Below are 24,974 nucleotides of genomic sequence, written 5' to 3' on the forward strand. Positions count from 1 at the left end.
GCCTGGGGGGGGGGGGGGGGGGGGGGGGGGGGGGAAAGAAAGGGGGGGGGGGGGGGGGAACAAAAAAAGAAAAGAAAAAACCAAAACCCCGACAAGAGGAAAAGAAACAAAAAAAACCCCAAAAAAAAGAAACCACCCCCCTCCCCCCCCTCCCCCCCCCCCCCCAGGCCCAACTGCGCGGGGCTTTGCAAAAGCCCCTGAAGCAGGCGGGAGCACCGCCGCGGCTGCGCAGGGGGCAAGCTGCAGAAAACACTTGAAAGACTCGGGCACATGTCCGATACGGGCGCCCAAGACGCCAACGCACGCGCCTCTGGCGAAAGGGGTCACGCCCCTACGGTTACGTAGCGACGGTAACGTCTCTGACAGAACTGAGCGGTCATATATGGCCGGGTCTTTTGGAGATGACCATGAACGCAAACGTAGCCGGGCTGGCTGCCCGCACTTGCGAAACTGTATCCCGTACTCTGAGCTTCATTGCGGCTAACCGTTTTGAGCGGCCGACATTGGTTGTCGACGCTGAGGCCGTTGCCGCCAAATACCAGGCGCTCGCCCGTGGCCTGGGCCGGGCGCGCATTCACTATGCGGTCAAGGCCAACCCGGCGCCAGGCATCCTGCAGCGGCTGGTGCAGGAAGGCTCCTGCTTTGATGCCGCCAGCCGGGCGGAAATCGAAATGTGCCTGGCCGCCGGTGCTGCGCCGCATCAGATCACCTTTGGCAACACCATCAAACGGCCTGCCGATGTTGCCTTTGCCCATCAGTCCGGGCTTAGCCACTTCGCCGCGGATGAGCGCGAGGAACTGGACAAGCTGGCCGAGCACGCGCCAGGCGCCAAGGTCTGCCTGCGGCTGATCGTGGAGGCCAGCGAAGCCGATTGGCCGCTCAGCCGCAAGTTCGGCTGCACGCCGGACAAGGCGCTGAAACTGATGGATTATGCCAAAGACCTGGGGCTGCAGGTTGATGGGTTGTCGTTCCATGTCGGCTCTCAGACCCGCGAGCCGCGGATGTGGGCAGGCACGCTGGAGCAGGTCGCCCAGGTCTGGCACCAAGCAGCAGAGGCGGGTCACAATCTGAACCTGCTGAACATTGGAGGCGGTTTCCCGGCCTCTTATGGAACGGACATGATGCCGGCCGAAGACTATGCCCGTGCGGTGATGGCACTGGTCAACGAACGCTTTGGCGATGTGCCGGAGATCATGGCGGAGCCAGGCCGCGGCCTGGTGGCCGAAGCCGGCGCGATTGCTGCCGAAGTGCTGCTGGTGTCGCGCAAGCATGATGACGATCTGCACCGCTGGGTCTATCTGGATATCGGCATGTTCTCCGGCCTGGCCGAAACCATGGACGAGGCGATCCGCTACCGGATCACCACGGAGCGCGACCATGAGACCACCGGCCCTTGCATCCTGGCAGGCCCCTCCTGCGACAGTGCCGATGTTCTGTACGAGCGTAAACCCTACCAGATGCCGCTGGGGCTTAAGGGGGGCGACCGGGTAGTGATCCATTCCTGCGGTGCCTACACCTCGACCTATGCCTCGGTCGGCTTCAACGGCTTCCCGCCGCTGGATGTGGTGGTGATCTGACCACTGCCTGACAAGGCTTGCAAACCATCCGCGGCGCAGTCTTGATGGGGCAAACGAACAGGAAGGTTTGCCCCATGACACAAACACCCGCCGCGCCTGCCGATGCCCAGGCCCGCCGCGCCATCAAGCCAGTGATCTGCTATCCGAATGAAACCCTGCCGGTGCCGGACCTGCCGCTGTACCAGGCAGCACGGCAGGGCGCGGTGAAAACCGGAGAAGTGCTGGCGCAACCCCGTGATGCGGCCTGTTTTGAGGTGCCGGCCGGGCATTTTTTCCGCATCACCTCGGTTGAGGGGCCGCAGGTGGGCGATCTGAACCTGTGGAACAAGAACGACCTTAGCGAGCGGTTCTATTCCGGTAAGACCCGTGCTCTGCATGGCACCCATATCACCACGGGCGAACGGATGTGGACCAGCTTCCCGCATCTGCGTCCGATGGCGACTATCGTGGCGGATACCCTGGGCTGGTACGGCATGGATGAATACGGCGGTTCGGTGCATGATGTGATCGGCACCCGCTGCGACCCCTATACCGGCAATCTGCTGGCGGGCAGCCAGTACCATCATTGCTGCCATTCCAACCTGAGCCGGGCTCTGGCGGATCATTTGGGGGTTTCCGCAGCGGAGGCTGAGCCGCATGTGCATGATGTCCTGAATGTCTTCATGTGCACCGGTTTCACCCGGGATACTGGCCAGTACTTCATGAAGGCCAGCCCCGTGCGGCCCGGCGATTACCTGGAGTTTTTTGCCGAGATCGACCTTTTGGGCAGCCTCAGCGCTTGTCCGGGCGGGGATTGCTCAGCTGAGCATTCCAGCGATGCTGCTGCCTGCTACCCGTTGCTGATTGAAACCTTCGCTCCGGCGAAAGGTGCGCTTGGCAATTGGCAGAGCCCGCCGCCGAACGGCTATGACCGCAGCCATGGCTGCGGTTAATTCAGGAACTGATTTTCAGGCCATTTTCCGGGTTCCCGCCAGAATTGGCGTGAACTCTGCAAACTTGCCGAATTGACGTTACGGCAGGCTGGTTTTGAGGGTGGATTTCCTGAGAGTTCAAAAGTTGCACCGCAGTTGAGGGTGGCTTTGCTGGAATTTACTTTCTGGTCAATTTTACAGCGGAAAAAAGGGCAGAGAAAAATCTCTGCCCTGTTCCAAAAAAACTGTTTACCTAAGGTCAGCTGAAGGCGGCTTTCAGGGCAATTTCCACCATCTCGCCAAAGCTGCGTTCGCGCTGGCTGGAGGGAAGCGCCTCGCCGGTGCCCAAGTGGTCCGAGACCGTCAGCACGGCCAGTGCCCGGCAATCATAGCGCGCCGCCAAGGTATAGAGTTCAGCGGCTTCCATCTCCACGCCAAGGATGCCGTGGCGCACCATCTGCTCGTTCAGATCCGGGCGTTCGTCATAGAACACGTCGGACGAATAGATGCCGCCAATATGTGTTGCCGTATTGTATTCTGCAGCCGCCCGGGCGGCGGCCTGCAGCAGGCCCCAATCGGCGCAGGGAGCAAAATTCAGCTCCTTGAAAATTCCGCTCGAGGGGCTGTTCACGGTGCTGGCCGTCATTGCCAGGATTACGTCGCGGACCTTGACCTTGTCCTGCATCCCGCCGCAGGAACCGATGCGGATCAGCGTCTTGGCGCCAAAATCCCGGATCAGCTCATTGGCGTAGATCGATAGCGACGGCATGCCCATGCCGCTGCCTTGGATGGTGACGCGGTGGCCGTTCCAGCTGCCGGTGTAACCCAGCATTCCGCGCACTTCGTTGACCAGCCTGGCGTCTTCCAGAAAAGTCTCCGCGGCCCATTTCGCCCGGTAGGGGTCGCCGGGCATCAGCACGGTTTCCGCAATGTCGCCTTTGGCGGCGCCAATGTGAATGGTCATGGCTTTGCTCCGCCGCCGGGATCAGATTTCCAGTTCTGAAATATCCATGCCGGCGGTCAGTGCGGCATGCACCCAATGCGGTTTTCGGCCGCGTCCGGTCCAGGTTTCTTCGGGGTTGCTGGGATTGCGGTATTTCGGAGCTGCCTTGTTTTTCTTGGCGCCCTGGCGCGACGCGCTGGCAATCTCATCCAGCGAGAAACCGTATTTTGCTGCGGCTTCTTCAGCCGCTTTCAGGGCTTCCTGGCGTTCCCGCAGCTCTGCTGTGCGCAGGGCTTCTTCCACATCGCTTTGCAGCTGAAGAAGCTCTTTTCTGCTCATTGCCGAAAGATCAATAGCCATTCTGTTCTCCACATTAAAATGACATACCGGAAGTCCCGGTATGCCATTCTTTATGGAGCAAATGCCAGACGCCTTTCAGCATCTTTTTTGAAATTCGCGGAAAATTGCGCAGGAAAAGTTAATTCACTGCAATTTCCGATGGCTTTGCCAGGTCGACAATGTCGCTCATGATTGAATTGAGTTCGAAATCTTTCGGCGTATAGACGCGTGCAACACCCATGGATTTCAGCTTTTGCGCGTCGTCGTCCGGGATGATACCGCCGACAATCACCGGGATATGATCTAGGCCCGCGTCCTTCATCCGGGACATCATTTCCTCGACCAGCGGCAGATGGCTGCCGGACAGGATCGACAGGCCGACCACATGGGCATCGTCTTTCTGCGCCGCCTCCACCAGTTCAGCCGGGGTCATGCGGATGCCGTCATAGGTGATGTCCATGCCGCAGTCGCGGGCGCGGAAGGCAATTTGCTCGGCGCCGTTGGAGTGGCCGTCCAGGCCGGGCTTGCCGACTACGAATTTGATCCGGCGGCCCAGCACGTCACTGACCGCGTTCACCGCATCGCGCAGATCGTCCAGGCCTTCGGTCTTGTTGGATACAGAGGCCGACACGCCGGTCGGGCCGCGGTAGGTGCCATAGACCTTGCGCATCTCCTCGGCCCATTCGCCGGTGGTGACGCCGGCCTTGGCCGCGGCAATCGAGGGCTCCATGATATTTGCGCCGCTTTGCGCGGCGGCACGCAGGGCAGCCAGAGCCTGTTCAACAGCCGCCGCATCGCGGTCGCCGCGCCAGGCGTTCAGGCGCGCGATCTGTTCCTGCTCCACCGCCGGGTCGACCACCATGATGCCGCCGTCCTCGGTCTGCAGCGGCGAGGGTTCGCCCTCGGTCCATTTGTTGACGCCGACCACAACGGTTTCGTTTTTCTCGATCCGGTTCAGGCGCTCGGCGTTGGAGTCGACCAGGCGGCCCTTCATGTATTCGATCGAGGCGACGGCGCCGCCCATAGATTCCAGGTTGGCCAGCTCGGCGCGGGCGCCTTCCTTCAGCTCTTCCACCTTGGCGTCCACGGCGGGGTTTCCGTCGAACAGGTCGCCGTATTCCAGAAGGTCGGTCTCATAAGCCAGGATCTGCTGCATCCGCATCGACCATTGCTGGTCCCAGGGGCGGGGCAGGCCAAGCGCCTCGTTCCAGGCAGGCAGCTGCACCGCGCGGGCGCGGGCTTTCTTGGACAGCGTCACTGCCAGCATCTCGATCAGGATGCGGTAGACGTTGTTTTCCGGCTGCTGCTCGGTCAGGCCCAGCGAGTTCACCTGCACGCCATAGCGGAAGCGGCGGAACTTGGGGTCGGCGACGCCATAGCGTTTCTCGCAGATTTCATCCCACAGATCGACAAAGGCGCGCATCTTGCACATTTCGGTGACGAACCGGATTCCCGCATTCACAAAGAAGGAGATGCGGCCGACCATAGCCGGGAAGTCTTCCGGCGCGATGCGCGGCTTCAGCTCGTCCAGCACCGCCTGCGCGGTCGCCAGGGCAAAGGCCAGCTCCTGCTCCGGCGTCGCACCTGCCTCCTGCAAGTGGTAGGAGCAGACGTTCATCGGGTTCCACTTGGGCACGTTGGTGTAGCAGTACTCCGCCACGTCCGCGATCATCTTGAGGCTGGGCTTGGGCGGACAGACATAGGTGCCGCGGCTGAGGTATTCCTTGATCAGATCGTTCTGAACGGTGCCTTGCAGCTTGGACACATCCGCGCCCTGTTCCTCCGCCACCGCGATGTACAGCGCCAGCAGCCAGGGGGCGGTGGCGTTGATGGTCATCGAGGTGTTCATCTGCTCCAGCGGGATCTCGTCGAACAGGGTGCGCATGTCGCCGAGGTGGCAAACGGGCACGCCAACCTTGCCCACTTCGCCGCGGGCCAGCACGTGGTCGCTGTCATAGCCGGTCTGGGTTGGCAGGTCGAAGGCTACGGACAGACCTGTTTGCCCCTTCGCCAGGTTGGCGCGGTAAAGCGCGTTGGATGCCGATGCCGTGGAGTGGCCGGCATAGGTGCGGATCAGCCAGGGGCGGTCTTTTTGCATCTGCGGCATGTCGGGCCTCGCGAGTCAGTGTGTCGGTAATTTTATTTCGTCACGCAGATGTAAACTGCAATTTTCAACCCATGTCAATTCGCTGCGTTGCGGCAAACCTTCTGCCGGGGTAGGAAACCCGGATGGCTTGACGCTTGTAAAGGCGGTTGCCATGCGCAACTGTTCACATATGACGCAAACCGTGGAACTGCCGCTGTGGCTATTCGTGCTGATCGTGGGTTTTGCCGCGGTGACCTTTGCGTCGCATTTTCTGTTTCCCTCGGTGCGCTGGTTCTTCCGGCGGCGGCTGGAGCGGGCAGTGGCACGGCTGAACAAACGGCTGGAACGCCCGATAGAGCCGTTCAAGCTGGCGCGGCGCCATGACATGATCCAGCGGCTGATCCATGATCCGCAGGTCGCGCAGGCCGCTGCGGATCACGCAGCGGCTGAAGGCATCCCGGAAAACGTGGCGTTTGAGCAGGTGCGACGCTACGCGCGCGAAATTGTACCGGGCTTCTCCGCATTTGCCTATTTTGGCCTGGCAATCCGGGCGGCGCGGTTCCTGTCCAATGCGGTCTACCGGGTGCGGCTGGGTCACCAGGACGAGGAGGTGCTGCGCGCCATCGACCCCAATGCAACCGTAGTTTTTGTTATGAACCACCGGTCCAACATGGATTACGTGCTGGTCACCTATCTGGCGGCGGAACGCTCTGCCCTGTCTTATGCGGTGGGGGAGTGGGCGCGGGTCTGGCCGCTCAGCCGCCTGATCCGGGCGATGGGCGCCTACTTCATCCGGCGGCGCTCGCGCAACGACCTCTACCGCAAGGTGCTGGCAGCCTATGTGCGGCTGGCCACCCGCGGCGGCTCCACGCAGGCGATGTTCCCCGAGGGCGGGCTTAGCCTGGACGGCGCCTTGGCTGCGCCGCGGCTGGGGCTGCTCAAATACATTGTCGAGGGCTATGATCCGGACCGGCGTGATGTGGTCTTTTTGCCGGTGGCACTGAATTACGATAGGGTGCTGGAAGACCGCATTCTGACCTCTGCCGCCAAGGCGGGCGACCGCCGGTTCAAGGCCCGGATCGGGCTGGTGGCGCTGCGGCTGTTGCGGCAGTTGTGGCTGTGGATGACCGGCCGCTACCGCCGGGCAGGCTATGCGGCGGTGAACTTTGGCCGCCCGCTGAGCCTCGCCGGGTTCGGCGCTGGGCGCGAGGGCGATATCACCAAGCCGCTGGCGAGGGAGCTGATGCAGCGGATCAGCGTCATTGTCCCGGTTCTGCCGGTGCCGCTGATTTCTGCTATCCTGCTGCGGCACGGGCCGCTCAGCCGGGCAGCGATTGAGCACAGGCTTGAAGATTTGCTTGCGGCAATGCCGCTGGCGCATGTCCATATTCCGCGGGACAATCTGTCCTATGCGGCTGAGGCGGGCCTGAATCAGCTGCTCCGGCGCGGGCTGGTCACGGAAACGGGCGGGCAGATCGCGCATATGGCAGACCGCCGGGATCTGCTGGAGTTTTATGCCAACTCTATCCGTCACCTGCTGCCCGAGGACAATGGCTTGCCCGGCGGAAGCAGTGATTTTTCTGCAACTGCTAAGAGTGATGCTGCATCTGCAGGGTCATAAAATTACCCAAACGACGCAAAAGTGGTTGCAATATTACCCTCCCAATCCTATCCATCAGGTAACCGCTGCGATTCTGCACCGCGGCAAAGAACAGGATGCAAAGGAGGCCATCATGGCATTGGATACCCAGACTGACGTCATGTCTTACGAGGCGCCCGAGAAAGATCTCTATGAGCTGGGGGAAATTCCCCCGATGGGCTATGTGCCCAAGAAGATGTACGCATGGGCCATCCGCAAGGAGCGCCACGGCGAGCCGAATACTGCGATGCAGCAGGAAGTGGTCGATGTGCCGGAGCTGGACAGCAACGAGGTGCTGGTCCTGGTGATGGCGGCGGGCGTCAACTACAATGGCGTCTGGGCCTCGCTGGGCAAGCCGATCTCGCCGTTTGACGGCCACAAGGCGCCTTATCACATCGCCGGTTCCGATGCTTCGGGCATCGTCTGGGCGGTGGGCTCCAAGGTGACCCGCTGGAAGGTCGGCGACGAGGTGGTCATCCACTGCAACCAGGACGATGGCGACGACGAGGAATGCAACGGCGGCGATCCGATGTACTCCCCCAGCCAGCGGATCTGGGGCTATGAAACCCCGGACGGCTCCTTTGCCCAGTTCACCAATGTGCAGGCCCAGCAGCTGATGCCGCGCCCCAAGCACCTGACCTGGGAAGAAAGCGCCTGCTACACGCTGACGCTGGCCACCGCCTACCGGATGCTGTTCGGCCATGAGCCGCACGACCTGAAGCCGGGCCAGAACGTGCTGGTCTGGGGCGCCTCGGGCGGCCTTGGCTCTTATGCGATCCAGCTGATCAACACCGCCGGCGCAAACGCCATTGGCGTGATCTCGGACGAGAGCAAGCGTGACTTTGTCATGGGGCTGGGCGCCAAGGGGGTTCTGAACCGCAAGGACTTCAACTGCTGGGGCCAGCTGCCCACGGTGAACACCCCGGAATATGCCGAGTGGTTCAAGGAAGCCCGCAAATTCGGCAAGGCGATCTGGGATATCACCGGCAAGGGCGTGAACGTCGACATGGTGTTTGAGCACCCGGGTGAAAGCACTTTCCCGGTCTCCACCTTTGTGGTGAAGAAGGGTGGCATGGTTGTGATCTGCGCCGGCACCACCGGCTATAACCTGACTTTCGACGTGCGCTATATGTGGATGCACCAGAAGCGCCTGCAGGGCTCGCACTTTGCGCATCTGAAGCAGGCTGCGGCCGCCAACAAGCTGATGGTGGAGCGCCGTCTGGACCCTTGCATGTCCGAGGTCTTTACTTGGGCCGACCTGCCGGAAGCGCATATGAAGATGCTGCGCAACGAGCACCTGCCGGGCAATATGTCAGTGCTGGTGCAGGCGCCGAAGACAGGCCTGCGCACCCTGCAGGATGTGCTCGACGCCTGAGCTTGGCCCGCAGAAGATAGAGGCTGGTCTGAATTTCTCCCGCGAATCACATTTGTGGTTCGCGGGAGATTTTATTTATAATTTTAACTTTTTCAGTCATTTAGCTTCTTGCGTCTCGCTATTTTGGGGGAGGTAAAGCGTTGGGTTGTTCTTATGGCGGTTTTTGTTCGGGAATGGTCCCGTTATGGGTGAGTGATTTTAATTAAACTCCGGCCCTGCCAGAGGTTGTGATTGACCCCAAGCCGGCAGCCACTGCAAAACAACCGTTAAACGATGAAGGCAAAGCGGCCTGCACCTTGCAGGTTGCACCGCTCCGGCATAGGCCGGTTAAGAATATGACGGTACGCAAGAATGGCTAACAAAGCAGAACTGGACCGCATTCTAGAGGCGCTCGACGCGACCGGGACGCTTGATGGCTTGCAGCATATAATTGAGCAGGTCTGCGATGTGTTCGGTGTTGACCACGCGATGTATCACTGGGTCGACAGTGCGGGTGACCACTATTATTTCGGCACCTATCCGCAGGAATGGGTCGAGCGGTATCAGGAAAAGGCTTATGTCCGCGTAGACCCTGTGGTTGCGGGCTGTTACCAGCGGTTTCATCCTGTCGACTGGAAGCGGCTCGACTGGTCGCCCAAACCTGCGCGGGCGTTCCTGAAAGATGCGCTGGCACACGGGGTTGGCAATCAGGGGTACTCAATTCCGATCCGCGGGCCGAACGGTCAGTTTGCAGTGTTCACCGTCAGCCATAACTGCGACGACGAGGCCTGGGAAAAGCTGACTGAGCGCTACAGCCGCGACATGATCCTGATGGCGCACTATTTCAACCGCAAGGCGCTGGAATTCGAACCTGACCGTGCCCCGGAGCAAACCCAGCCGCTGTCGCCCCGGGAAGTCGACGCGCTGACCCTTCTGGCAATCGGCTACAGCCGGGCGCAGGTGGCGCAGACACTGGCGATTTCGGAACACACGCTGCGAGTCTATATTGAGAGCGCCCGGTTCAAGCTGGGCGCGATCAATACCACTCATGCCATTGCCCGTGCCATGTCGCTCGGTTTGATTGTGATTTAACGCAAGATTGCAAGACTGAACATCAATACACTCTGAGATTGTTCTTTTCAGGCGTAACCTGTCCCCACTGTTCTACCAGAAGGGGACTAAACTATGCTTCGCTATATCTACGGCCATGATCTTCACGCCCATGCAAAGCTGGCGCGCTCAATGTTCCGCGACCGGGCCGACCAGTTCAAAACCCGGCTTGGCTGGGAGGTGCACGTGGACGGGAACGGTGAGGAGAGGGATCAATACGACGGCCTTGACCCTCTCTATGTGATCTGGGAACTGCCCGACGGAAACCACGGCGGCTCCATGAGGTTTTTGCCCACCACAGGGCCGGTGATGGTGAACGATGTGTTCCTGGACTTGGCAGGCGGGGTGCCCATCTGCAGCCCGCTGATCTGGGAATGCACCCGGTTCTGCCTGTCCCGCGACGCGGGGCGCAATGTTGCCGGGGCGCTGACCTTGGGCGGGGTCGAGATCATGCGCAACTTCGCTGTCGCGCATTTCGCGGGCGTCTTCGATCGCCGCATGGTGCGGATTTACCGCAGCCTGGGCTTCAGCCCGGAGGTGATCGGCACCCAGGGAGAGGGGCGGGAGCGCATCTGCCTGGGGCTTTGGGAATACGCGCCTGAGGTCTACCTGAACGTGGCCGCTAAAGCAGGCATCGCGCCGGAGCTTTCGCAGCTCTGGTTCGACCGTTCGTTCGGCGGGGCGCGGGCGGCTGAGCCCTTGGCGCTTACCGCCTGACAGATACGATCTCCGGGGCCGGAGCCTCTGGCGGACCCGGCCCCGCGGCTGTAGGGTCGCGCCATGACAGCTCTGCCCGTACAGTTTTCCGACGACCAGGCCACCGCTTTTGACAGCGTGACCGAGCTCCTGCGCCAGGCGGGGGTGGACCTTGACGACGGGCTGTTGCACCCGCCCCGCGGCGATGCCGGGGTGATGGCGGTGATCGGCAAGGCTGGGTCGGGCAAGACCCTGCTGCTGGCAGAGCTCTACAAGGCGCTGGAACAATCGGGGGTCGAGGTCGTCTCCGGTGATTACGAAAGCCGCAAGAAGGGCGACGACCGCCGCACTCTTGCCATCCTGGCGCCCACCAACAAGGCGGCCAGCGTGCTGCGCCTGCGCGGGGTGCCGGCCACCACCATACACCGCATCCTTTATACACCGGTCTATGATCCCGAGTTCGAAAAGATCGCCGAATGGCTGGCAGGGCAGGGCGACCAGCCCGAGATCGAGGGGCTGACCGAAGAGGCGCTGGCCCGCGCCGCCGCCTTTTACGAGAAGAACAAGTCGATCCCCGGGGCGCTGGCGGCAGCGGGCTTGCGCGGTTCCGACTTCATCACTGGCTGGAAACGGCGCGAGGAGCCGCTGGACATCGGCTTTGTCGACGAGGCCTCAATGCTGGACGACCGCCAGTTCGAGGATCTGAAGGAAATCTTCCCGAACCTGATCCTGTTCGGCGACCCGGCCCAGCTGGCACCGGTGAACCAGTCGGGGTCGATGGTGTTCGACGCGCTGCCGGAACCCCGCCGCCTGATCCTGAACCGCATCCACCGGCAGGAGGCGGGCAACCCGATCCTGGATCTTGCGCACGCGCTGGCCGACCCGCAGCTGGGGTTCGAGGATTTCGAGCGGATGATTGAGGACACCGCGCGGCGCGATGAGCGCGTGGTCTGGGGCCAGCGGGTGGAGGTAGACCTGATGGCGCGCTCGCCAGTGCTGGTCTGGCGCAACAATACCCGCATCCGCCTGATCAACGCTTTCCGCACCGTCTATGGCGCGCCGGAGGATGAGCTGATCGCGGGCGAGCCGCTGATTTGCGACGGTATCGAGCTGCCGATGAAGCACCGCAAGAAACGCCTTGATCTGGAGGCCCGCGGGCTGATCAAAGGCGCGCAGGTGATCTATCTGGGCGCCGGCCGCAAGCCCGGGTTTTCACGGCTGCATGTGATGGGGGCAGAGGATCCGCAGGTCTCTGCCGCCTCCATCGTCAAGATCGAAAAGCCGGATGAGGAAGAACCCTTCATTCCCTACGCCGCCCGCATGGGCGCCACCTTCCTGCATGGTGCGGCCGTGACCATTCACAAGGCGCAAGGCTCGCAGTGGGATACCGCGCAGGTCTTTGCGCCCGATATCTATGCCGCCGCCCGCATGGGCCGGGTGGAGGCGGGGCAGCCCTTGTGGAAACGGCTCGCCTATGTGGCCATCACCCGCGCGCAGGAGCGGCTGATCTGGGTGGTCCGCAACCGGCTGGCGAAACCCTCCGGTCCGCTGCCGGTGGACGACCTGAAGGCGCTGCCAGCCGCGGCGCTGACACTGGAAGCACAGGAGGAAACCCCGGCATGAGCAAATCGATCCTGATCACCGGCGCCAGCTCCGGCATCGGCCGGGCTGTTGCAGAGCTGTTTTTGGCTGAGGGCTGGCAGGTCGGCCTAACAGCACGCCGGGCAGAGAAGCTGGAGGAAGTGGCACAGGGGTTTGTGAACGCCCATGTCCTGCCGGCCGATGTGAGTGATCCGGCCGCAGTGGACCATGCGGTGAACAGCTTTGCCGTGGCGACGGGGCGGCTTGATGTGCTGTTCAACAATGCGGGCATCTTCACCCCGCCTGGCACCATCGACGAGATCCCGCTGGAGGACTGGTTCGCTTCGGTAAACGTGAACCTCACCGGCATGTACCTGACTGCCCGCGCTGCCTTCCGCCAGATGCGCCACCAGGCGCCGCAGGGCGGGCGGATCATCAACAACGGCTCTATCGCGGCCCATGTGCCGCGGCCCCACTCCGCGCCTTATGCGGCCACCAAGGCGGCCATTACCGGCCTCACCAAAAGCCTGTCGCTTGACGGCCGCCCCTTTGACATCGCCTGCGGCCAGATCGACATCGGCAACACCCGCACCCCGATGGTCGAGGACCTGAGCCAGCGCCACGCCGAGGCCAATCCGGGTGCTGAGCCGATGCATACATTTGCAGTGGAAGACGCAGCCAATTCGGTGCTGCATATGGCCAACCTGCCACTGGAGGCCAATGTCCAGTTCATGACAGTTATGGCGACAAAGATGCCCTATATCGGCCGCGGCTAGGCTCTCCCGCCCGTCGCTGGTGCATCTGAGATGCCCCGCTCCCGTTGGGCGTGGCGCTGCGCTGGCGCGCAGCGCGCCCGTGGCGGAGGGGCTTCAAACCAGAAAGAAGCGGCGTAACCCAGGCTTCTTTCTGGTTGAAAATACTCCGGGGTGAATTGGCCGCAAGGCCAAGAGGGGCAGCGCCCCTCTTCCAGTTCAGCCTGCGGGGTCAGCACCCCTGCTTACCGGTTCCTGAGCAGGCTGAACGCAGCGGAGGCGCCCCAGCCGGCGGCGATGGCAATCGCCAGCGACATCAGGCCGTAAAGGAACGGTTGTTCGCGCGACAGTGAAAACAGGAACCGCTCCAGCCCTACCTTGCGCACGTCGATGGTGGTCTCATAGCTCGACACCACCTCGCCGCCGCGGGTCAGGAAGATACGGGTCTGATAGTCGCCTTCAGTCAAGTCGGCAGGCATTTTGATCGCTGTGCGGAACAGGGTCTGCTCGTCCACCGCGACGGTGTTTTCGCGCAGGGAATAGAGCCCGTTCTTCTCGCGGATGCGCACCACCGCATCGGCAAAGGCCTGGGCGCCGCGGATGTGCATCGCCGCGCCAACCGAGCGGATCGCGCGTTCGATAGAGACGCGGTAGCGCAGGTCTTCGGTGTCGGTCAGCACGGTGTCAAAGGGTGCGCTGGTTGCAACCGCATAGAAGGCTGGGGCCGAGTCGACCAGCACGCTGTCGACATTGACCCAGATGCCGACTTTCTTTTCCTTGCGGCGCACCATGACGGCAGGGGCAGGGCCGGAGACAGCCACGACAACTTCCAGGGGGGCGTCGGCAGGAATCGGGGCCTCGCGCTTTACCGCGCCGAAGATCAGGATTTCCGAGCCATCAAAGGTGGCGGTGATCGCCACCCGGTCCTGGCTGAGGCCGAGGACCACCTCCTCTTTGGCGGCCTGGGCGGTGGAGTACGGCAGCAGCGCCAGTGCGGCGGCGGCAACGGCGGACAGGAGCGGATTGCGCATGATCAGTGGCCTCCTGCGTCGCCGAGCGAGAACAGTTCGGAAGGTTGCAGCAACAGATCGAGGCCCAGTTTCACGCAGACCGCAATGACCATCAGCGCCAGCAGAATGCGCAGCTGTTCCGCCTTGAGATAGACCCCGATCCGGGTGCCGATTTGGGCGCCGACCACGCCGCCGATCAGCAGCAGCACCGCCAGCACGATATCCACGGTATAGTTGGTGGTGGCGTGCAGCATGGTGGTAAAGCCAGTGACCAGGATGATCTGGAACAGCGAGGTGCCGACAACCACTTTGGTGGGCATGCCGAGAATGTAGATCATCGCTGGCACCATGATGAAGCCGCCGCCAACCCCCATGATCGCGGCCAGGATGCCGACGCAGACGCCGACCATGACCGGCGGGATCACTGAGATGTAAAGGCCGGACGTGCGGAACCGCATCTTGAATGGCAGCGCATGCACCCAGCCTCGCTGGCGGCGCGGGGCAGGGGCGGCACCGCCTGCCTTCTTGGATTTGCGGATTGCGTTCAGGCTTTCGATGAACATCAGCCCGCCGACCACGCCCAGGAAGACGACGTAGCAGAGCTTGACCAGCAGGTCGACCTGGCCAAGCGCTTTGAGGTAGTTGAACACAACAACCCCGAGCGCCGCGCCAATCAGGCCGCCGGCCTGCAGAACAAGCCCCATCTTGATATCGACCGTGCGCCTTCGGAAATGCGCCAGAACGCCGGAGAAGGAAGAGGCGACAATCTGGTTTGCTTCTGTGGCCACCGCCACCGCCGGCGGGATGCCGATAAAGAACAAGAGCGGCGTCATCAGGAAGCCGCCGCCAACTCCGAACATGCCCGAGAGAACCCCGACCATTCCCCCAAGTCCCAGGAGAAGGAAGGCATTCACTGAGACCTCAGCTATGGGAAGGTATATCTGCATGATCTTTGTTAGACCGCGGACCGTTCAAAAATCAATGATCTATGCCGCCCTGCAGCGTGCAGGACTGATTTGACGCAGCAATCTGGACTTATGCCTGTGTCCTGTCACAGCTCTGTCAGTGAAAATAGATCTGCGGGTTCCAGCAGCAGCTCAAAGCCGATTTTGACCGACACTGACAGCACCAGCAGCGCCAGCAGCACCCGCAGCTGCTCTGCCTTCAGGCGGGCGCCGATCAGGGTGCCGAGCTGTGCACCCGCCACACCGCCCATCAGCAGGAACAGCGCCAGCACCACGTCGACTGTCTGATTGGTGGTGGCATGCATGAGGGTGGTGAAACCGGCGACAAAAATGATCTGGAACAGCGAGGTGCCGATCACCACTTTGGTGGGCATGCCAAGGATGTAGATCATCGCAGGCACCATGATGAAACCGCCGCCAACCCCCATGATTGCTGACAGGACGCCAACGCCGAAACCGACCAGAACGGGCGGAATGACAGAGATATAGAGGCCGGAGGCGCGAAACCGCATCTTGTAGGGCATGGCATGGACCCAGGACCGCTGGCGCCGCCTATATGCAGGCGCGCCGCCGGCCTGCCGCGCCCTGCGGATCGCGTTGACGCTTTCGATGAACATCAGCGCGCCGATCACGCCGAGGAACAGCACATAGCACAGCTGCACCGCCAGATCGACCTGGCCCAGCTGTTTGAGCCAGTTGAACACCGCCATCCCAAGTGCCGCGCCCAACAGGCCGCCGCCTAGCAGGACATAGCCCATCTTGAGGTCCACCGTGCGGCGCCGGAAATGCGCCATCAGGCCGGAAACGGATGAGGCCACCACCTGGTTGGCAGAGGTCGCAACCGCAACCCCCGGCGGAATGCCGATCAGGAACAGGAGCGGCGTGATCAGAAAACCGCCGCCGACACCGAACATGCCGGACAGCACGCCAACAGCGCCGCCAATGCCCAAAAGCACCAGGAAATTGACCGAGACCTCGGCGATGGGGAGGAAGATGTGCATGGCGCCATACAGCAACCGGAACGCGCCGGGTCAACCGGCCAGGCGGCACCGCGGCGGGCAGGACCGACAATGGATGAGGATCTGGACCTATGAGCAGGGCTCTCCCGCGCCCGCAGGAGAAGGGCAATGCCCTTCGCCTTGGCGGCCTTGGGCCGGGCACCGCACTGCGTGCGGCGCAAGGGGCTTTCTGCTGAGAGGCTCACTGAGGGGCAGAGCTGCCCCTCAGTGAGCCATGCCAAGTGTGCTTGCGTCTTTGCCGCGTCAAGGGTGAACGGCGCCTGCGCGCCGCCGCTGCGCGGCCCTTGACCCGGAAAAGACGAAGGACGGCAAAGAGAAACGCCCGGCATGGGACCGGGCGTTTTGGTGCTTCTTGCGCTGCGCTTAACGCTCTTTCACATATGGCTCGCCGCCGGCGCGGGGCGGGATTGCCTTGCCGACGAAACCGGCCAGGATCACCACCGTCAGCACGTAAGGCAGCGCATCCATCGCCTGCACCGGGATGGTGATGCCGCCGAGCTCGATGTTCTGGAACCGCAGGGCGATGGCTTGCAGCAGGCCAAACAGCAGGCAGGCGCCCATTGCGTGCCAGGGACGCCACTTGGCAAAGATCAGCGCCGCCAGAGCAATGAAGCCACGGCCCGCGGTCATGTCCTTGACAAAACCGGCCTGCAGCGCGGTGGCCAGATAGGCGCCGGCAATACCGCACAATAGGCCGCAGATCATCACAGCCGCATAGCGCAGGCCGACAACCGAGACGCCGGCGGTATCCACTGCGGCCGGGTTCTCGCCCACAGCGCGCAGACGCAGGCCGAAACGGGTGCGGAACAGCACCCACCAGGTGGCAGGCACAGCCAGGAAGGCGATGTAGACCAGGATCGAGTGGCCCGAGAGCAGTTCGGAATAGACCGGACCCAGCACCGGCACGCTGGACAGGCTCTCTGCCAGGGGCAGGTCAATCGGTGTGAACCTGCCGCCGCTGAACAATGACGGCGTGCGGCCGCCCTGCTGGAACCAGTCCTGGGCAATCAGCACCGTCAGGCCTGCGGCCAGGAAGTTGATGGCGACGCCGGAGATCAGCTGGTTGCCGCGGAAGGTGATCGAGGCCACCCCGTGCAGCGCCGCCAGCAAGAGCGAAGAGGCGATGCCCGCCAGCAGTCCCAGCCAGACATTGCCGGTCACCGCTGCTACGGCGGCAGAGAAGAATGCCGCCATCAGCATCTTGCCTTCCAGGCCGATGTCGAAGATGCCGGCGCGCTCCGAGAACAGGCCTGCCAGGCAGGCCAGCAGCAGAGGCGTCGACAGACGGACGGTGGAATCCAGAACCTGGATGATCGTCAGGAAATCCATCAGCTCTGCCCCTTCCGCATCGCCAGGAAGATCCGCTCCAGCGGCATCCGCACCATGTTGTCGAGCGCGCCGGTGAACAGGATCACCAGCGCCTGGATCACCACGATCAGTTCCCTCGGGATCGAGGTCCAGAGTGCCAGTTCAGCCCCGCCCTGATAAAGGAAGCCAAAGAGGATCGCGGCCAGGAACACGCCAAACGGGTGATTGCGTCCCATCAGCGCCACCGCGATACCGATGAAACCGGCGCCTTCGGTGGCGTTCAGCACCAGGCGTTCCGCTTCGCCCATCACGTTGTTCACGGCCATCATGCCGGCCAGCGCGCCGGAGATCAGCATCGCGATCATGATGGTGCGGACAGAGGAGATACCGGCATAGCGTGCGCCCGGCTCTGATTTGCCGAGGGAGCGGATCTCATACCCCAAAGGCGTGCGCCAGATCAGCAGCCAGACAAACAGGCAGGCGCCGACGGCCACCAGCAGGCTGACATTGGCCGGTGCGGATTTCGAGAACTCGATTCCGATCGGGGCCAGCAGCTCATGCAAAGACGGCAGGTGCACCGCTTCGGGGAAGCGTTCAGTGGCCGGATCCATCGAGCCTTCGGGGCGCAGCAGGTTCACCAGCGCGTAGTTCAGCACCGCCGCAGCGATGAAGTTGAACATGATGGTGGTGATCACAATATGGCTGCCGCGCTTGGCCTGCAGATAGGCGGGGATTGCGGCCCAGGCGGCACCAAACAGGCCTGCGCCTAGGGCAGCAAATACCAGCGCCAGAGTCCAGTGCGGCCAGGGGATTAGCAGACAGACCAGCGCCACGCCAAGCCCGCCCAGCATCGCCTGGCCTTCACCGCCGATGTTGAACAGGCCCGCATGGGCGGCAATCGCCACCGCCAGCCCGGTGAACATGAAATTGGTGGCGTAGTAGAGCGTGTAGCCCCAGCCATAGGTGGAGCCCAGGGCGCCATCGACCATCAGCTTGACCGCGGCAACCGGGTCTTCGCCGATCCCGAGGATCACCAGGGCCGACAGGATTGCGGCCAGCAGCAGGCTGATCAGCGGGATCAGCACCACATCGGCCCATTTCGGCATCTTGTCCATTTACGCGGCCTCCCCCGCGACACCGGCCATCAGCAGGCCCAGTTCTTTCTCATCGGTTTGATCCGCCGGGCGCTCGCCCATGATCATGCCGTCAAACATCACCGCAACCCGGTCGGAGAGCGACAGGATCTCCTCCAGCTCTACCGAGACCAGCAGGATTGCTTTGCCCTGGTCGCGCAGCTCGACGATCTGCTTGTGAATGAATTCGATTGCGCCGATGTCGACGCCGCGGGTCGGCTGGCCGACCAGCAAGAGGTCCGGATTGCGCTCAATCTCACGCGCGACGACGATCTTCTGCTGGTTGCCGCCGGAGAAGCTCTTGGCGGCCAGCCAGGGATCAGGCGGGCGGACGTCGAATTTCTCCATTTTGGCCTCGGTATCGGCCTGCAGTGCTACGTTGTTCATCAGCACGCCGTTCTTATAGGCCGCGTCGCGGTGATAGCCAAAGGCCACGTTCTCCCAGGCGTGGAAGTCCATGATCAGGCCTTCACGCTGGCGGTCCTCCGGCACATGGCCGATATGGGCACCGCGCCGCGCGGCGGCATCCGAGCCCTGGCCGTGCAAGGGCAGGGGGGTGCCGTGCAGTTTGATGCCGCCGGTGCCGGGGCGCATACCGCCCAGAACTTCCAGCAGTTCCGACTGGCCGTTGCCAGCGACGCCGGCGATGCCGAGGATCTCACCCGCACGCACCGTGAGGTCGATGCCCTTGACGCGCTCGACGCCGGCACTGTCCACCACCCGCAGGTTCTCTATCTCCAGGATCGGGGCGCCGGGCTGGGCAGGCACCTTGTCCACGCGCAGCAGCACCTTGCGGCCCACCATCAGCTCGGCCAGATGCTCGGGGCTGGTTTCAGCCGTCTTGACGGTGGCGGTCATCTGGCCGCGGCGCATGACGGATACCGTGTCGGTGTATTCCATGATCTCCCGCAGCTTGTGGGTGATCAGGATGATGGTTTTCCCCTCAGTGCGCAGCCGGTCGAGAATGCGGAACAGCTGGTCGGCCTCAGAGGGCGTCAGCACGCCGGTCGGCTCATCCAGGATCAGGATCTCGGCCTTGCGGTAGAGCGCTTTCAGGATCTCCACCCGCTGCTGCATGCCGACGCCGATCTCGTCAATGCGGGCGTCGGGGTCGACGAACAGCTCGTATTCCTCCTCCAGCGCCTTCAGCTCCTTGCGGGCGCGCCGGAGCGAGGGCATCAGCATGCCGCTGTCCTCGGCGCCAAGCACGATGTTTTCCAGCACGGTGAAATTCTCCACCAGCTTGAAATGCTGGAACACCATGCCGATGCCTGCGGCGATCGCTGCCTGGCTGTCCGGAATCGCGGTCTTCTTGCCCTTGATCCAGATCTCGCCTGAATCGGCTTTGTAGAAGCCATAGAGGATCGACATCAGCGTCGACTTCCCCGCACCGTTTTCACCGATGATACCGTGAATGGTGCCGGGGGCGACGCTGATGGAAATGTCCTTGTTTGCCTGGACCGGGCCAAAGGCCTTGGAAATGCCTTTGAGTTCGATGGCGGGGGCGGTCAATCGGGCTCTCCCATGCCTGTGAATCCGATCAGCCGCACCACCTTGCCGTCTTGCAGATCGGCAAAATACTGGCCGCGCACCATGATCTGGCCGTCCTTCTCGAAATCCACCGTGGCGCGTGCATGGCCGTGGTGTTCAGAGACGGCAACGACACTTGCGGTGGCGCCAGGCATTATCGCAGCAAACTGCGCGATGTAGTCCAGATAGGCGTCACGGGTTTCGATGGGGGCGGGGGTGTTGGGATCGGAGTAGTAGAAACCGGGCCCGATGGCCGCGTCCGTCTTGGCGGCGCGGGTTTCGGGCGATGGGTCGCCCCAGGCCGCAAACAGAGTGTTTAAGGAATCCGTCATGGCCTGGGGCTTTCGTCTTAGAAGCTCAGCGCGGGGCAGCTGTCGTTTTCATAATAGCTGGCCACGCTCACCTCGCCTGCGATGATCTGTTCGCGGGCTGCATCGACTGCGGCTTTCATCTCGTCCGAGACCAGCGGCGCGTTGTTGTCATCCAGCGCATAGCCAACGCCTTCTTCGGCCAGGCCCATCGTGAAGACACCAGTTTCCAGGTTTTCGCCGGCCTTCATCGCCTCGTAAACAGCCACGTCCACCCGCTTGAGCATGGAGGTCAGAACCTTGCCCGGGTGCAGATGGTTCTGGTTGCTGTCGACACCGATCGACAAGATGCCTTCGTCGGCGGCGGTTTGCAGCACGCCCACGCCGGTGCCGCCGGCGGCGGCATAAATCACGTCAGCACCCTGGCTGATCTGCGATTTGGTCAGCTCAGACCCTTTCACCGGGTCGTTCCAGGCCGCCGGTGTGGTGCCGGTCATATTGGCCACCACATTGACGTCCGGGTTCACGGCCTTGGCGCCCTGGGCATAGCCGCAGGCAAAATGGCGGATCAGCGGGATATCCATGCCGCCGATAAAGCCGACGGTGTCCGACTTGGAGGCCATCGCCGCCATCATGCCCACCAGGTAGGAGCCTTCATGCTCGGCAAAGCCGATCTGGCGCACGTTCGGGGCGTCCAGCCAGGTCACGTCCACCGCAACAAATTTGGTGTCCGGATAATCCGCGGCCACCTGGCCCAGCGGGTCGGCCATGGCAAAGCCCATGGTGATGATCGGGTTGGCACCGGCTTCGGCAAAGCGGCGCAGCGCCTGCTCGCGCTGGGCCTCGGACTGCAGCTCGATTTCGCGGTACTTGCCGCCGGTTTCCTCAACCCAGCGCTGGGCGCCGTTATGCGCGGCTTCGTTGAAGCTTTTGTCGAATTTACCGCCCAGGTCGAAGATCAGCGCCGGTTCGGCAAGCGCGGCACCGGCTGTCAGGGCCAGCGACGCGGCTGCGCCCATCAGCGATTTCATCAGGGTCATCAGGTTAACTCCCACTGTCATTTTTGTTGGATGCAGCGGGGGTTTTCCGCTGCCCGGCCCCGTTCAGGCCATAGAGGGTGCGGCAATTTAGCCTGCAGGGCAGGGAGAGGGTCAACCGCTTTTTGACCATTTGGTGCGGAATCCGCGCAACTGGCCTAACGTAAAGCTTTGCGCATCAGGATCGCATCCGCTGCGGCGGTATCCTGGCGGGGGTAATATCCTTTGCGGCGCCCGCATTCCGCGAATCCGCAGGAGTGGTAGAGCGTTTGTGCAGCACTGTTATCCGCCGCCACTTCCAAAAAGGCTTCTGCCGCGCCGCGCCGGGCAGCCTCTGATTCCCACTCGGCCATGCAGGTCCGGGCCAGGCCCTGGCGCTGATGGCCGGGGGCGGTGGCAATGGTCAGCAGCTCTGCCTCATCCGCGATCACCCGGACCAGTGCGAAACAGCGCCCATCGCCCGCGGCAAAGGCCAGCGGGCTGTCCAGCAGCGCAGCGAACTCCGCAGCGCTCCACGGGCGGGACTGAGTGAAGGCCGCGGCATGGGTTGCGGCCATCTGCCCTGGGGTCAGGAGATCACTCATCCAGCAGCGCAGGCGGCACGTCTCTGGAGGGCGCAGCGTCAGCGGCGCGCAGATACAGCGGCGCAGGCGGTTCGGACGCGGTTTCAAACCGTGCGGCGGCGATGCGCGCAATGGCTTCGGCAATTCCCCCCGGGGTTGCCTCGGGCGCAAAGGCCAGCCCGGCACCGCGGGCGGCGTCCTCAGCCTCCTGGCGGGGCAGCAGACGCGGTGCTTCGCCTGGCAAGGCTGCATAGACCTGATCACGCGGCGCGGGCACTGCGGGCAGGGTGCCTGCGGCGGCGCGGGCCTCGAACCCGTCGACGCCGACGGCCGGAACCTCCAGCCCCAGCGCCAGCCCGCGCGCGGCGGAGACAGCAATTCGGATACCCGTGAAGTTGCCAGGACCCACGCCAACACCGATGGCATCCAGATCCTTCCAGCCGGCACCGCCTTCGGCCAGCACCTCTTCCAGCAGCGGCATCAGCCGCTCGGCCTGGCCGCGGGTCATTTCCTCCAGACGGGAGGCCAGCAGCTCTTCCCCGCGCAGCAGGGCCGCGGCGCAATGGCCTGCGGAAGTATCAAATCCCAGAACCAGCGGTGCTGCGCTGTTTTCTGCTGCAACGGAAGTATCTTGCATGGTCAGCTCTTATTGCCGGCGTTCAGCGCCTGTCGCCCGGACCCGCCGGCACGAGGGAGATCATCGGTGAAATGCAGCCAAGGCAGGCGCGCGCCCTCGTGGCAGTGGATTTCCGGCGGCAGGTCCGCCGCCTGGTCCAGAATGCCAATGGGGACATAGGTTTGGCCCGGCAGGTAGTCGAACTGTGCCGCCAGCGGCGAGCCGCAGTTCCGGCAGTTCCAGCGGGTCACTCCGGGATGGCTGGAAAAGGACGGACCCAGCCCCGGTTCCGCGGTCAGGCTGCTTTCGGCAAAGGCTGCAAAGGCCCCGACCGGAGCGCCGGTCCAGCGGCGGCAGTCGCTGCAATGGCAATAGGCCACCGTCTGCGGGCGGGTGCTAAAGCTCAGCCGCACCGCGCCGCAGTAACAGCGGCCTGTGATGGGAGCGGCTGCCTCAGACGGCAACCGGGCGCACCTCGGTCACTTCAGGTATATAATGGCGCAGCAGGTTCTCGATGCCCATTTTCAGCGTCAGGGTCGAGGAGGGGCAGCCCGCGCAGGCCCCCTGCATGTGCAGGTAGACCACGCCGCGGTCAAAGCCGTGAAACGTGATGTCGCCGCCGTCCTGGGCCACTGCCGGGCGCACGCGGCTGTCCAGCAGTTCCTTGATCTGGTTGACGATCTCGGCGTCCTCTCCCGAGTGCTCGGCATGGCCCGAAGCCGGATCGGCAGAGCCATCCGCCATCACCGGCTGGCCGGACTGATAATGCTCCATCACCGCGCCCAGAATGGCCGGCTTGATGTGGTCCCACTCGACGCCATCGGCCTTGGTCACGGTCACGAAGTCATTGCCGAAGAACACGCCGGTCACACCCGCAACCGCAAAGATGCGGGCGGCCAGCGGCGATTTGCCTGCAGCCTCGGCGCTGGGGAAGTCGGCGGTGCCGGCCTCCAGAACGGTCTGGCCCGGCAGGAATTTCAGCGTCGCCGGGTTGGGCGTGGATTCAGTCTGAATGAACATGTCGGGCCTCCGTTAAGCGTGCCCCCGATATGCGCCCTGCGCGCCGCCAAGTCAAGATTTGGAACGATTCTAAATCGTGATGCCTGCGGCATGGTCCAGGGCCTGTTCCAGCCGGTCGTCGCCCCAGAACAGATCCTGTCCGCTGATGAAAGACGGCGCGCCGAAGATCCCAGCGGCAATGGCCCCTTCTGTTTGTGTCCGCAGGGCTGATTTGATTTCCGGCGCTTGCGCGCGTTGCAGGAGTGCCCCGTCCAGGCCAGCCGCCTGCAGGCAATCCAGCAGGACAACCTCCCGCGTTATATCCGCACCGCCGCCGAACTGGGCCTGAAACACAGCCTGTGCAAAGGCCTCAATCCGGCCCCGTTCTGCTGCGGCCAAAGCCAGGCGCGCCGCCGTCAGCCCGTTTTGCGGAAACACCTCCGGGCGGCGGAACGGCAGTCCGCGGGCGGCGCAGATCCGCTCCATGTCGCGCCACATATAGCGTCCCTTGGCCGGATAGAGGTTGAAGGGGGAGGTGTCCCAGCCCTGAGCCGCAAAGATTGGCCCCAGCAGAAACGGCTTCCAGCTGACCTCAACCCTGCGGGCGGCGGCCATTTCGCCGATCCGCATCGCGCTGAGGTAGGAATAGGTGGAGGCGAACTCGAACCAGAAGGTAATCTTGCCGGTCATCGCCTCTGCCTTGCCTTCCTGTGTTGTGCGGTCAGGTGATCGCTTCCAGTTTCTCTTTCGACAGATCGCCCGGCACGATGGTGATCGGGATCGGCAATGTGCCGGAGTTCTTGGTCAGTTGGGTGACCAGCGGCCCCGGCCCCTTGCGCCCGGTGCCGGCCCCCAGCACCAGCACGCCGATTTCCGGGTCGCCTTCGATATAGTCGAGGATCTCCGGAACGGCTTCTCCTTCGCGGATCACCAGTTCGGGGTCCACGCTTTGGCGGTCACGCATCCATTTGGCGAACACCTCGAAATGGGCATGGATGCGTTCGCGGGCTTCCTCCCGCATCACTTCGCCGACGCCGATCCAGTGGTTGAACTCGTCCGGCGGGATCACCGAAAGGATGATCACGCCTGCACCGGTATGGGCTGCGCGCATCGCGGCAAAGCGCATGGCGTTCAGGCATTCGCGGCTGTCGTCCAGCACCACAAGGAATTTGCGCATCTTTGCTCTCTCGTTGCTCCACCGCGGATCATGGCGCAAGCGGGCGCGTCAGGCAATAGAGCCAAAGCTGTTGAGCTGTTTCAGGAAACTGGCTCTAGGGGCAGGGAGGGAAGCGGCTCCCGCGCCCGCAGGATCTTCCGGCTGCGCCGGAACACCCTTGGCGGCCTTGGGCCGGGCGCCGCGCATCGCGCGGCGCGGGGGGGGGGGGGAGGAAAAGGGGAGGGTCCAAACACCCCCCCCCCCCCCCCCCCCCCCCCCCCCCCAACCCACCCACCCCCCCCCACTCCCCCCCTCTCCTTTTCAGAGAGAGGGGGGGGGGGG

The 24,974-nt window shown here is 63.0% G+C and carries 25 protein-coding genes; 8 read left to right on the top strand and 17 right to left on the bottom strand.

The features are described from left to right. Window positions 1-407 precede the first annotated feature (407 nt). Window positions 408-1,577, top strand: a complete 1,170-nt coding sequence (locus ACXAHG_RS21685; protein ID WP_475041554.1) for a type III PLP-dependent enzyme — start codon at window positions 408-410, stop codon at window positions 1,575-1,577. Between the two features lie 74 nt (window positions 1,578-1,651). Next, entirely contained in the window at window positions 1,652-2,509 is an 858-nt protein-coding gene (locus tag ACXAHG_RS21690) for an urea carboxylase-associated family protein (RefSeq protein WP_475041555.1), read from the top strand. A 238-nt stretch (window positions 2,510-2,747) separates the two neighbouring features. Here ACXAHG_RS21690 and deoD read toward each other — a convergent pair whose 3' ends face one another. The 3 genes from deoD to ACXAHG_RS21705 form a co-directional block, all read right to left on the bottom strand. Continuing rightward, a complete protein-coding gene (deoD, locus tag ACXAHG_RS21695) occupies window positions 2,748-3,452 on the bottom strand; it encodes a purine-nucleoside phosphorylase (RefSeq protein WP_475041556.1) in 705 nt (234 codons plus the stop codon). Window positions 3,453-3,473: 21 nt separating this feature from the next. Continuing rightward, the gene (locus ACXAHG_RS21700) at window positions 3,474-3,791 is read right to left on the bottom strand and encodes an H-NS histone family protein (protein ID WP_475041558.1); all 318 of its coding nucleotides are present in this window, start codon (window positions 3,789-3,791) and stop codon (window positions 3,474-3,476) included. 118 nt (window positions 3,792-3,909) lie between these two features. Beyond that, complete coding sequence (locus ACXAHG_RS21705; RefSeq protein WP_475041562.1) at window positions 3,910-5,877, bottom strand: methylmalonyl-CoA mutase family protein; 1,968 nt, start codon at window positions 5,875-5,877, stop codon at window positions 3,910-3,912. A gap of 169 nt (window positions 5,878-6,046) precedes the next feature. Between ACXAHG_RS21705 and ACXAHG_RS21710 the strand changes: the two genes are divergently transcribed. The 6 genes from ACXAHG_RS21710 to ACXAHG_RS21735 all read left to right on the top strand — a co-directional run bounded on the left by ACXAHG_RS21710 (window position 6,047) and on the right by ACXAHG_RS21735 (window position 13,012). Beyond that, the gene (locus ACXAHG_RS21710; RefSeq protein ID WP_475060691.1) at window positions 6,047-7,477 is read left to right on the top strand and encodes a 1-acyl-sn-glycerol-3-phosphate acyltransferase; all 1,431 of its coding nucleotides are present in this window, start codon (window positions 6,047-6,049) and stop codon (window positions 7,475-7,477) included. A gap of 112 nt (window positions 7,478-7,589) precedes the next feature. Next, the gene (gene ccrA, locus ACXAHG_RS21715; protein WP_475041565.1) at window positions 7,590-8,870 is read left to right on the top strand and encodes a crotonyl-CoA carboxylase/reductase; all 1,281 of its coding nucleotides are present in this window, start codon (window positions 7,590-7,592) and stop codon (window positions 8,868-8,870) included. Between the two features lie 351 nt (window positions 8,871-9,221). Beyond that, window positions 9,222-9,941 (top strand): helix-turn-helix transcriptional regulator, encoded by a 720-nt coding sequence (locus ACXAHG_RS21720; protein WP_475060694.1) that lies wholly within the window; start codon window positions 9,222-9,224, stop codon window positions 9,939-9,941. 93 nt (window positions 9,942-10,034) lie between these two features. Next, window positions 10,035-10,676, top strand: coding sequence for an acyl-homoserine-lactone synthase (locus ACXAHG_RS21725; protein WP_475041568.1), 642 nt, complete (start codon window positions 10,035-10,037; stop codon window positions 10,674-10,676). 63 nt (window positions 10,677-10,739) lie between these two features. Further along, entirely contained in the window at window positions 10,740-12,278 is a 1,539-nt protein-coding gene (locus ACXAHG_RS21730) for an ATP-dependent DNA helicase (protein ID WP_475041570.1), read from the top strand. After that, the gene (locus tag ACXAHG_RS21735) at window positions 12,275-13,012 is read left to right on the top strand and encodes an SDR family oxidoreductase (protein ID WP_475060697.1); all 738 of its coding nucleotides are present in this window, start codon (window positions 12,275-12,277) and stop codon (window positions 13,010-13,012) included. Before ACXAHG_RS21730 ends, ACXAHG_RS21735 begins: the two co-directional genes overlap by 4 nt. A 221-nt stretch (window positions 13,013-13,233) precedes the next feature. Here the strand turns inward: ACXAHG_RS21735 and ACXAHG_RS21740 are convergent, their stop codons facing one another. The 14 genes from ACXAHG_RS21740 to ACXAHG_RS21805 all read right to left on the bottom strand — a co-directional run bounded on the left by ACXAHG_RS21740 (window position 13,234) and on the right by ACXAHG_RS21805 (window position 24,653). Further along, window positions 13,234-14,019 carry a TIGR02186 family protein gene (locus ACXAHG_RS21740; protein WP_475060699.1) on the bottom strand — a complete coding sequence of 262 codons (786 nt, stop codon included), beginning with the start codon at window positions 14,017-14,019 and terminating at the stop codon, window positions 13,234-13,236. Between the two features lie 2 nt (window positions 14,020-14,021). Next, entirely contained in the window at window positions 14,022-14,945 is a 924-nt protein-coding gene (locus tag ACXAHG_RS21745) for a sulfite exporter TauE/SafE family protein (RefSeq protein WP_475060701.1), read from the bottom strand. A gap of 104 nt (window positions 14,946-15,049) precedes the next feature. Then, the gene (locus tag ACXAHG_RS21750; RefSeq protein ID WP_475041575.1) at window positions 15,050-15,964 is read right to left on the bottom strand and encodes a sulfite exporter TauE/SafE family protein; all 915 of its coding nucleotides are present in this window, start codon (window positions 15,962-15,964) and stop codon (window positions 15,050-15,052) included. Window positions 15,965-16,345: 381 nt separating this feature from the next. After that, complete coding sequence (locus tag ACXAHG_RS21755; protein WP_475060704.1) at window positions 16,346-17,311, bottom strand: ABC transporter permease; 966 nt, start codon at window positions 17,309-17,311, stop codon at window positions 16,346-16,348. Beyond that, a complete protein-coding gene (locus tag ACXAHG_RS21760) occupies window positions 17,311-18,405 on the bottom strand; it encodes an ABC transporter permease (protein WP_475060706.1) in 1,095 nt (364 codons plus the stop codon). Before ACXAHG_RS21760 ends, ACXAHG_RS21755 begins: the two co-directional genes overlap by 1 nt. Beyond that, the gene (locus ACXAHG_RS21765; protein ID WP_475060709.1) at window positions 18,406-19,935 is read right to left on the bottom strand and encodes an ABC transporter ATP-binding protein; all 1,530 of its coding nucleotides are present in this window, start codon (window positions 19,933-19,935) and stop codon (window positions 18,406-18,408) included. After that, entirely contained in the window at window positions 19,932-20,285 is a 354-nt protein-coding gene (locus tag ACXAHG_RS21770; RefSeq protein WP_475060711.1) for a nuclear transport factor 2 family protein, read from the bottom strand. Before ACXAHG_RS21770 ends, ACXAHG_RS21765 begins: the two co-directional genes overlap by 4 nt. Window positions 20,286-20,302: 17 nt before the next feature. Beyond that, window positions 20,303-21,301, bottom strand: a complete 999-nt coding sequence (locus tag ACXAHG_RS21775) for a BMP family lipoprotein (protein ID WP_475041585.1) — start codon at window positions 21,299-21,301, stop codon at window positions 20,303-20,305. 155 nt (window positions 21,302-21,456) lie between these two features. After that, window positions 21,457-21,882, bottom strand: a complete 426-nt coding sequence (locus ACXAHG_RS21780) for a GNAT family N-acetyltransferase (RefSeq protein ID WP_475060714.1) — start codon at window positions 21,880-21,882, stop codon at window positions 21,457-21,459. Then, entirely contained in the window at window positions 21,875-22,498 is a 624-nt protein-coding gene (gene tsaB / locus ACXAHG_RS21785; RefSeq protein WP_475060717.1) for a tRNA (adenosine(37)-N6)-threonylcarbamoyltransferase complex dimerization subunit type 1 TsaB, read from the bottom strand. The genes ACXAHG_RS21780 and tsaB overlap by 8 nt, the downstream gene beginning before the upstream one ends. A gap of 2 nt (window positions 22,499-22,500) precedes the next feature. Further along, the gene (locus ACXAHG_RS21790; RefSeq protein WP_475060719.1) at window positions 22,501-22,941 is read right to left on the bottom strand and encodes a GFA family protein; all 441 of its coding nucleotides are present in this window, start codon (window positions 22,939-22,941) and stop codon (window positions 22,501-22,503) included. Continuing rightward, a complete protein-coding gene (locus ACXAHG_RS21795) occupies window positions 22,931-23,497 on the bottom strand; it encodes a NifU family protein (RefSeq protein ID WP_475041593.1) in 567 nt (188 codons plus the stop codon). Before ACXAHG_RS21795 ends, ACXAHG_RS21790 begins: the two co-directional genes overlap by 11 nt. Window positions 23,498-23,566: 69 nt before the next feature. Next, window positions 23,567-24,166 (bottom strand): DsbA family protein, encoded by a 600-nt coding sequence (locus ACXAHG_RS21800; RefSeq protein WP_475041595.1) that lies wholly within the window; start codon window positions 24,164-24,166, stop codon window positions 23,567-23,569. Between the two features lie 31 nt (window positions 24,167-24,197). After that, window positions 24,198-24,653 carry a universal stress protein gene (locus ACXAHG_RS21805; protein WP_475041597.1) on the bottom strand — a complete coding sequence of 152 codons (456 nt, stop codon included), beginning with the start codon at window positions 24,651-24,653 and terminating at the stop codon, window positions 24,198-24,200. Window positions 24,654-24,974 lie beyond the last annotated feature (321 nt).

It is taken from the genome of Leisingera sp. ABD4_442, assembly GCF_056160905.1.